We start from the raw sequence: 8,199 nt of genomic DNA, 5'->3' as shown, positions 1-8,199 counted from the left end.
TATCTTCAATGTGCTCAAAAGGGAAGGCAAAGACCTTGAAAAGCAGCGGATCCTGCTGATCGAAGATGATGCTTACCAGAGTAAATACCTGGGCGAGTTCCTGGCCCAGAACAACATTCTCGTACTCTATGCCTATTCTGCGTCGGAAGCGCTGGCGATATTAGCCCGCGAACATGTGGACGGAATTATTCTCGACATCCGGCTTGCAGATATGAATGGGCTGGATTTGCTCGACGAGATCAAGAAGAACCCTGCACTTACAGCCATTCCGGTGGTGGTTAATACAGCCGAAGACCTTTCTCAGGCTGATCTCAGCAGGGTTATGAAATATTCGCACCCGGTGGTGATCAAAACCAAGAAGTCCAACGACCGGCTGCTGGATGAGGTGAAACTGTTCCTCAAAAAAGTACAGCCGGCGAAGCCAGCCCCCGTGCCTCCCAAGCAGGATACCTTCAAGAGTAGTGTGGTTTACTCGGAACATGCATTTATTGGCCGGAAGATCCTACTGGCCGATGATGATATGCGCAACATTTTCGCATTGAGCGCGGTGCTCGAAGATGCAGGCTTCAAGATCGAGATTGCGGCGAATGGAAAGGAGGCGATTCAGAAACTGGAAGATTTCTCTGACATTGAGCTGGTACTAATGGACGTAATGATGCCCGAAATGGATGGGATAGAAGCGACGCGGATGATACGTAAAAACAGCCGCTGGGCCTCATTACCTATTATCGCCGTGACTGCAAAAGCAATGCAGGGAGACCGGGAGCAATGCATGGCAGCCGGTGCAAACGATTATATTTCCAAGCCGATCGATATCGACAAGCTGTTGTCGCTGATCAAAGTCTGGCTGCAAGCTGGTTGAATATGGTACTAATGGAATATTCAGATCTTGAAGTTCTGATTGCAGAAATCAGGAAAATATCCGGGTTCGACTTCTCGGGTTATGCGCGTCCGTCGCTTTTAAGAAGAGCGAGCAGGTACCTCACGAGCCACCGAATGGACCTGGACCAGTTGCTCGCGCACATTGCACCCGGCGGAGGGATCGTATATGATCTGATCCAGGAAATGACAGTCAATTACTCGGAGATGTTCCGCGATCCGGACTATTTCGTGAAGGTGAGAAGTGAAGTATTTACCTACCTGGAATCCTACCCGGCATTGCGACTCTGGGTCGCAGGCTGCGCGTCGGGTGAAGAAGCGTTTTCAATGGCGATCCTCCTGAAAGAGGCGGGATACCTCGACCGCTCCCTTATTTACGCAACCGATTTAAACAATAAAGTACTTACATCGGCGCGGGAGGGTGTTTTTACGCTCAGCAGCGTGCGAACATTTTCCGAAAACTATATGCTCGCAGGCGGTAAGCATTCATTATCGGATTACTATCACGTATCGTACAACAAAGCGGTAATCTCGCCTGAAATCAGGAAAAATATCGTGTTTTCGCTACATGATCTTACGGGCGACGGCGTGTTCAATGAGTTCCAGTTCATCAGCTGCCGCAATGTAATGATCTATTTTACGCTGGAATTAAGGCAACGCGTATTCCGGCTGCTTTATGAAAGTTTGAGCGTTCTGGGCTTTCTTTGTCTCGGAAAGCGGGAAACGCTGCGCCACTCGGGACTGGAAGATTATTTCAGGATTGTAGATAGTTCACTGAATATTTACCAGAAAATCAAATGAGTCATGGCAAAACAAACCCGCTGAGCCTGGTTCTCTTCGGAGGATCTGCCGGGAGCATGGCGCTTTTTGAGGAAGTTTTACAAATCCTTGAACGCCCGCAGTCTTTCGCAGCCGTCTTTGTTTTGCACAGGGGAAAAGCCAGCTCAGCTGTGTTTCCCAGGATTTTTAAAAATAAAACGAATGTGTTTATGAGTGAACCGCAGCATCTGGACCCCATCGAGTCCGATAGCATCTATTTCGCCATACCCGACTATCACCTCCTGATTGGTCCCGATAAGCGGTTCTACTATGACGCCTCTGAAAAGGATTTTTTTTCGAGACCGTCAATAGACGCGACGTTCATATCGGCGGCTTATTCCGGCATTCCTGTCAAAGCCGCCATGCTACTTTCCGGTTCGAGTGCCGATGGCGCTTTTGGCCTGAAAGTACTTGCTGAAAGGGGCAGCGCAACCTATGTGCTTGATCCTGCCGATGCCGAGTCTAAACGCATGCCCGAAGCGGCTTTGCAACAATATAGCGGGCACAAGCTGCTGTCCCGCAGCCATTTTTCAAATACAATCAAGGAAATACTGCATACCCACTCAACTTAGCCATGGAAGATACCAAGATATTACTGCTGGACGACCGGGAGGAGAACCTGATCTCGCTGCGCGCAATCCTCAGCAGGGATGACATTGAGATTTTTGCTACAACCTCTCCGAACGAAGCCCTGAGAATGGTTTGGGAAAACAACATCGCAGTGGCGCTGGTAGATGTTCAAATGCCTGGAATGGACGGATTTGAGTTCGTTGAAACTCTTTTATCCAACCCCAAAACAAAGGAAATTCTCATTGTTTTTGTAACCGCAATATCAAAGGAGACTACTTACGCGGTGCGCGGACTAAAAACAGGCGCGATTGACTACCTGTACAAGCCGCTGGATCCATTCATCACCAATGCAAAAGTAGATTCGCTGATTCGGCTGGCAAGAAGTCAGAAAGAGATCAGGGACAAGAACAAGCTGCTTGAAAACTACGCGACGATCGTCATTAACTCACCTGATATCATTGCGACGGTGGAAGCTGAAACGGGTAAGATCTTCTCGATCAATCCGTCAGTAGAAACGATTCTGGGTATTTCGCCGAATGGAATAGTCGGCATTCCGATACTCGATCTGCTGGTAGAACCGGACACATCGGCGTTGCGGCAGGTTTTGGTTGAAAAGACCTATATCGGCGGACATACCATCGTGATCGAAGACCGCTTTTATGGTCGCCTGCGGCAGCCCGTGTGGCTTGAACTGCGCATTATGTTCAAGAACAGGCTGCTGTTTATCAACCTACACGATATTGAAAAGCGAAAAGCCCACGAACGCGCATTGATCGATGCACAGCAGCAGGCCGACCGTGCGCGCAAAGGCAAAGAGGCTTTTCTGGCCAATATGAGCCATGAAATACGCACGCCGCTGAATGGGATCATCGGTCTGGGCAACCTGCTTTCCGCAAGCGCATTGACCGTAGAACAGCGGGAACTGATCGATATGCTGCGGCAATCTTCGGGTTCTCTGCTGAACATCTTGAATGATATCCTCGATATTTCGAAAATTGAGGAAGGTAAATTCTCCATTATCCCTACGTCCACAGATATGCGTGTATTGGCAAGGGGTATCATTGACCTGATGAAATTCAAAGCCGAAGAAAAAGGGCTCTCGCTAGACCTGGAAGTAGACGATGCTGTGCCCGACTGCATGCTGGTGGACGGAATGCGGCTCAACCAGATATTACTCAATCTCGTCGGCAATGCATTGAAATTTACAGTTCAAGGCGGGGTTAAATTGAAAATCAACCACGTTGCACAGGCAAGTTCCGGGCACAAGATCCGGTTCAGCGTAGAGGACAGCGGGATTGGAATGTCGGGCGAGCAGCTGTCGAACATCTTTTCAGAATACGGACAGGCATCGGAGAGCATATCTCACCAGTATGGAGGTACCGGTCTTGGACTCACCATTTCTCAAAAGCTTGCGCGGCTCATGGGAAGCGAGCTGGAAGTAAACAGTCGCACCAACGAAGGCAGCGAGTTCTTTTTTACATTACTGCTGCCCGATGCGAATGAAAAAGCCGCGGAGGCAAAGCCCGTAGTTTCATTCCAGAGCCTGCCGCCATTTGCCGGCAGAACAGTGCTCGTAGCCGAGGACAATCCGATCAATGCACTTTTACTCAAAAAATACCTGAAAGCCTGGCAGCTCGATACAACACTTGTGGTAAATGGAAAAGAGGCGGTTGAAACACTCCGGCAGCGGGAGTTCGACCTCGTGATCATGGACACCAGGATGCCCGAGATGGACGGATTTGAAGCAGCCCGGCTGGTAAGGCGCGAACTGAAAGTGACCGTGCCGATCCTGTCTCTTTCCGCAACCGTACTGCCCGAGGAAATACAGCAGGCACTCGAAGCGGGAATGAACGACACATTGTCGAAACCATTTGAACCCGAAAAATTGCACCAGAAAATCGGCCGGCTCATTTCACCTGCTTCCTGAAATGCGCATCTGCAACGATTTGTTGCGCTTTTTCGTAATGTTTAAATGCGGGATTTCGTTAATCCATTGTAATTAAATCGTGATTAAGCCAAACAAATGAAAAATATCAGGAACAGTTGGAGTATTGTATTGCTTGCCGCCCTCTTTGGATGTAGTTCTTCAAAAACAATGACCTACGAGTCAAAATGGAACGCGCCTTTTACGTATGTGGATGAAGTGAAACCGGACCAGCAGGATCAGCGATCGAGGTTGAAATACGGGATTATCAATGACGATCAGTTTGTCTACATTACCCTCAAAACAAAAGACCCTTCGACGATCCAGAATATACTGAGCAGCGGTTTGAAGATCGCATTCAGCCCGGAAGGCCAGAAAAAAGAAGCTTATTCGCTGCTTTTTCCGGTGGTGATGAAAGAAGATAGGAAAGCGTTGAAGCGCATTGATACCGACTTGCCCAACAGCCTGGGACTGGATCTACTGCTCGATTCGTACAATAAAGAAGCAGTCTGGAAAGACAGAAGCGGCCAGCATTTTATCAATCTGGTCGTGCCGGATGGGAGCATCAAATCACGCATATCCATGGACAAAAATGGGGAGCTTACCGAGCAGATCGTGATTCCGTTCAGCCTGATGGCGGTGAATGCAAAGGAAACCTCCATGCTGGGCGTAAATATCAAAGTGGAGGGACAGTCTTCCCAGTCGGGTTTCAGCCCGCGGATCGGCATTGGTCTGGGTGGCGGCATCGGAATGGGGGGCGGAATGGGCGTTGGGATCGGAACAGGCGGCTCGCGGTATAACAACAATGAAAGGAATGTAGATATCAGGCTTGAAGTGCAGCTTGCAAGAGCTAATTAACCCAGCCTTTATCGAGTGCAAAAGCCCGTCGGCAGCCCCGGCGGGTTTTTTGTTTAGAAACTGTGCCGGCAGGAACATATTTTGCTATCATAACTACACACGTAATTGCATTGGCTGAATGCCGCCTTCATATAGTCCGCAGGTCACGGGCGCAGACCTAACATTGAACAGTGAATAAAATCAACATTAAGAAGTTCTACAATTTTTTAAAGTACAGGCGAGATTTTGCGCGGTACAGCCTGAGGAAAGCGAAGAGTTATGAAATCCTCCTGTTCTGGCTAAAAAGCGTCCTAAACCGCACACAGTTCCTGATCCTGTCGGGTATCCTGGTGGGCGTAACCTGCGGCCTGGCGGGTGTGTTGCTCAAAGAACTGGTGCACTACATACATTACATTATCACCGATAAAGTCCACTTCGAGCGGCAGGTGTTTTTCTACATACTGTTTCCGTTCCTGGGAATTGTAACCACTACGCTGGTGGTAATATTCCTTTTCAAAGGTCAGGACAGGAAAGGGATCGGCGCCATTCTTTACGAAATCGCGCAGAATTCGAGCATTGTTTCTTCGGTCAAAATGTATTCGCAAATCGTGCAGAGCGCGATCACCGTGGGACTCGGCGGCTCGGCTGGTCTGGAAAGTCCGATTGCGGTTACAGGTGCTGCTATTGGCTCCAACTTCGCGCGTACTTACAAGCTCGATTACCGCGAGCGGACGTTGCTGCTTGCTGCCGGTGCCACTGCCGGTATTGCGTCCGCATTCAATGCGCCCATTGCCGGGATGATGTTCGCATTTGAGATCCTCCTGACCGGCGTGGTATTCTCCGATTTTATACCTCTGGTTGTAGCTGCTGTCTGCGGAAGTTTGGTGTCAAAAATCCTTTTGGAAGAGGAAGTATTATTCCAATTCAAGACGCGGAATGCATTCGACTACCACAACATTCCATACTACCTCGTACTGGGAATTCTCTGCGGCTTATACGCCCGGTATTTTGTGTTGATTGCAAAAACGATCGACCAGTTTTTTCACAATCTGAAGATGACCCGCATTCAAAAAGCGATGGTCGGCGGCGGTGTTCTTTCGGTACTTTGCGTGCTCTATCCGCCGCTGTTCGGCGAGGGTTACGATACCATTAAAGCGATCACGAACGGACAGATGCAGGGCATTATGCAGAACAGTTTTTTCAGGTTCATCGGCTACCGCGACTGGGTAGTTATCGTGTTCGTGGCGGTGATCTGTCTGCTCAAAGCGTTCTCTGCTTCCATCACAATTTTTAGCGGCGGGAACGGAGGAAATTTTGCGCCTTCGCTTTTCGCGGGCGGCTCGCTCGGTTATGTATTTGCATTGCTCTGTGTGCAGGCCGGCATCAGCGACGTCCCCGTCAACAACCTGGTGATCGTGGGTATGGCGGGCGTGATGAGCGGGGTACTTTACGCGCCACTGACAGCGATATTTCTGATCGCAGAATCAACCTCCGGCTACGACCTTTTCATTCCGTTGATGATCGTTTCGGTGACCTCTTTTTCGATCGCGAAATGGTTTTCATCCGTGTCGCCAGACCTCGAAAAACTGGCACAGCAAGGTAAGATATTTACGCGCGAACACGACCGTAATTTGCTCTCTTTGCTCCACGTTCTCGACCTCATCGATAAGGATATTCAGGTTATCCATTGCGAGGCAAGCCGCGAGGAACTGGCCGATATGGTACGCTCGGGACACCGGAATATCATCGCAGTAACCGACTCCGAAAACAAGCTTGCAGGCATCATTTCGCTCGACGATATCCGCCCGCTTTTCTTCAATCCGGGCGCTTACGATCTGCTCGAAGTGAAGCAGCTTTTGAAGAAGCCGGAGGTCGTGATCAGCGACTTTGACAGCGTGGTAAGCGTAGTTAAAAAGTTCGATGAATCGGGTGCCTGGAACCTGCCTGTGGTGAAGACAAACGGCGATTTTGTCGGCTTTATTTCCAAATCTGCAATCCTCAACAGCTACCGGCAGCTGCTCCGTGCACATTCAGGCTAGAAGTGCCACGTGAAACATTTTCTTGAAAAATCAAAATCTTAATTAATTGTTTAATAACAACATAGATTTACAATTTATTTGATATATATTTGAGTATTCAAGTATATATCAAATAAATGTCAAATACATTTCAAGCTTAAATCAAGTATATGGCTGCTATTTCTCAATCATTGAAATTCTTTCTCAACCTCACAACTGTACAGTCGCTGATGTTCAAGAAGTTCGACTCAAAGCTGAGTTCGCATGGGCTAAGTCTGAATGAATTTATGATCCTTTATCACCTCGGGGAAGCGCCTGATGAGAAGCTGCGGCGCACGGATCTGGCGGAGAAAATCGGGCTCACTGCATCGGGTATCACCCGCATGTTGTCGCCACTGGAAAAGCTGGGAATGGTGCGCCGGGAGGCCAACAGTCGAGACGCCCGGGTGAGCTATGTGAAGCTGGCCAATGCAGGTAAGAAAGTGCTGACCGAATCGGCTGTTTCTGCCGAGGCAATGTCGGAGCAAATACTGGCAAGTGTGAAAACAAAAAAGCTCGAAGAGCTCTCTAAAATGCTCTTCGAACTGGGCGCTACGATCGAGTAAACGTACGGAAAAGAAAATCTTTTCCGTACGTCAAAATCTCAGCGGGCCTACTTCGCTTTTCTGACGTAAATATTCCCGTTCATATTCTTCATCATGATCTCGCTTCCGCCTCCGTTTACCTTCCCTTTTACCCAGTCTTCCAGCGAAACTTTGAACATGCCTTCCTTCGAAGAGCGCGTCGCCTGTGGCTGACTTTTATCAACCTCCACGTCAAAGTCGCTGTAAATTTCACCCCGGTCCGATTTCAGTTTTAAATCAAATTTAGCGGTAGCCGGAAGTGTCACATCCACGTTTCCGTTCAGCGTAGAGAATGCCATCGGCGACTTGGTGTCGACTGTTTTGAAGGTGGCTTTCAGCGTCCCGTTGATCGTGTTGGCAACCGCCGAACCGGAAACATTCGTAAGTGAAATTTCCCCATTGACGTTGGCGATTTCCAGCTCGCCGTCTACATTCTCCACGATGATATCCCCGTCGTTTACAGTCGACGCTTTCAGCGCGAATTTTTGGGGTACCTTGATATGGAGGTTCATGGGTTTGTTGACAAACC

Annotated in this window: 8 protein-coding genes; 7 read left to right on the top strand and 1 reads right to left on the bottom strand. The window is 49.0% G+C overall.

From position 1 onward, the window contains the following. The 7 genes from ACTIE6_RS11535 to ACTIE6_RS11505 form a co-directional block, all read left to right on the top strand. A partial coding sequence (locus ACTIE6_RS11535) for a response regulator (RefSeq protein WP_439556778.1) occupies positions 1-862 on the top strand: 862 nt, incomplete at its 5' end. Between the two features lie 11 nt (positions 863-873). After that, entirely contained in the window at positions 874-1,680 is an 807-nt protein-coding gene (locus ACTIE6_RS11530) for a CheR family methyltransferase (protein ID WP_439556777.1), read from the top strand. Then, complete coding sequence (locus tag ACTIE6_RS11525) at positions 1,677-2,270, top strand: chemotaxis protein CheB (protein ID WP_439556776.1); 594 nt, start codon at positions 1,677-1,679, stop codon at positions 2,268-2,270. Before ACTIE6_RS11530 ends, ACTIE6_RS11525 begins: the two co-directional genes overlap by 4 nt. A gap of 2 nt (positions 2,271-2,272) precedes the next feature. Beyond that, the gene (locus tag ACTIE6_RS11520; RefSeq protein WP_439556775.1) at positions 2,273-4,195 is read left to right on the top strand and encodes a response regulator; all 1,923 of its coding nucleotides are present in this window, start codon (positions 2,273-2,275) and stop codon (positions 4,193-4,195) included. Positions 4,196-4,363: 168 nt separating this feature from the next. Next, on the top strand, positions 4,364-5,050 hold the full coding sequence (locus ACTIE6_RS11515; RefSeq protein ID WP_439556774.1) for a hypothetical protein: 687 nt from the start codon (positions 4,364-4,366) through the stop codon (positions 5,048-5,050). A gap of 170 nt (positions 5,051-5,220) precedes the next feature. After that, positions 5,221-7,068 (top strand): chloride channel protein, encoded by a 1,848-nt coding sequence (locus ACTIE6_RS11510; RefSeq protein ID WP_439556773.1) that lies wholly within the window; start codon positions 5,221-5,223, stop codon positions 7,066-7,068. A gap of 149 nt (positions 7,069-7,217) precedes the next feature. Next, positions 7,218-7,652 carry a MarR family winged helix-turn-helix transcriptional regulator gene (locus ACTIE6_RS11505; RefSeq protein WP_439556772.1) on the top strand — a complete coding sequence of 145 codons (435 nt, stop codon included), beginning with the start codon at positions 7,218-7,220 and terminating at the stop codon, positions 7,650-7,652. A gap of 47 nt (positions 7,653-7,699) precedes the next feature. On the opposite strand, the gene ACTIE6_RS11500 is transcribed toward ACTIE6_RS11505, so the two are convergent. Continuing rightward, the coding region (locus ACTIE6_RS11500; protein WP_439556771.1) for a DUF4097 family beta strand repeat-containing protein at positions 7,700-8,199 on the bottom strand (500 nt) is incomplete at its 5' end.

Source organism: Dyadobacter sp. (assembly GCF_051859145.1).
Taxonomy (GTDB): Bacteria; Bacteroidota; Bacteroidia; order Cytophagales; family Spirosomataceae; genus Dyadobacter.
The sequence above is the reverse complement of the archived record's forward strand: the minus strand, read 5'-3'. Positions and strand labels throughout refer to the sequence as shown.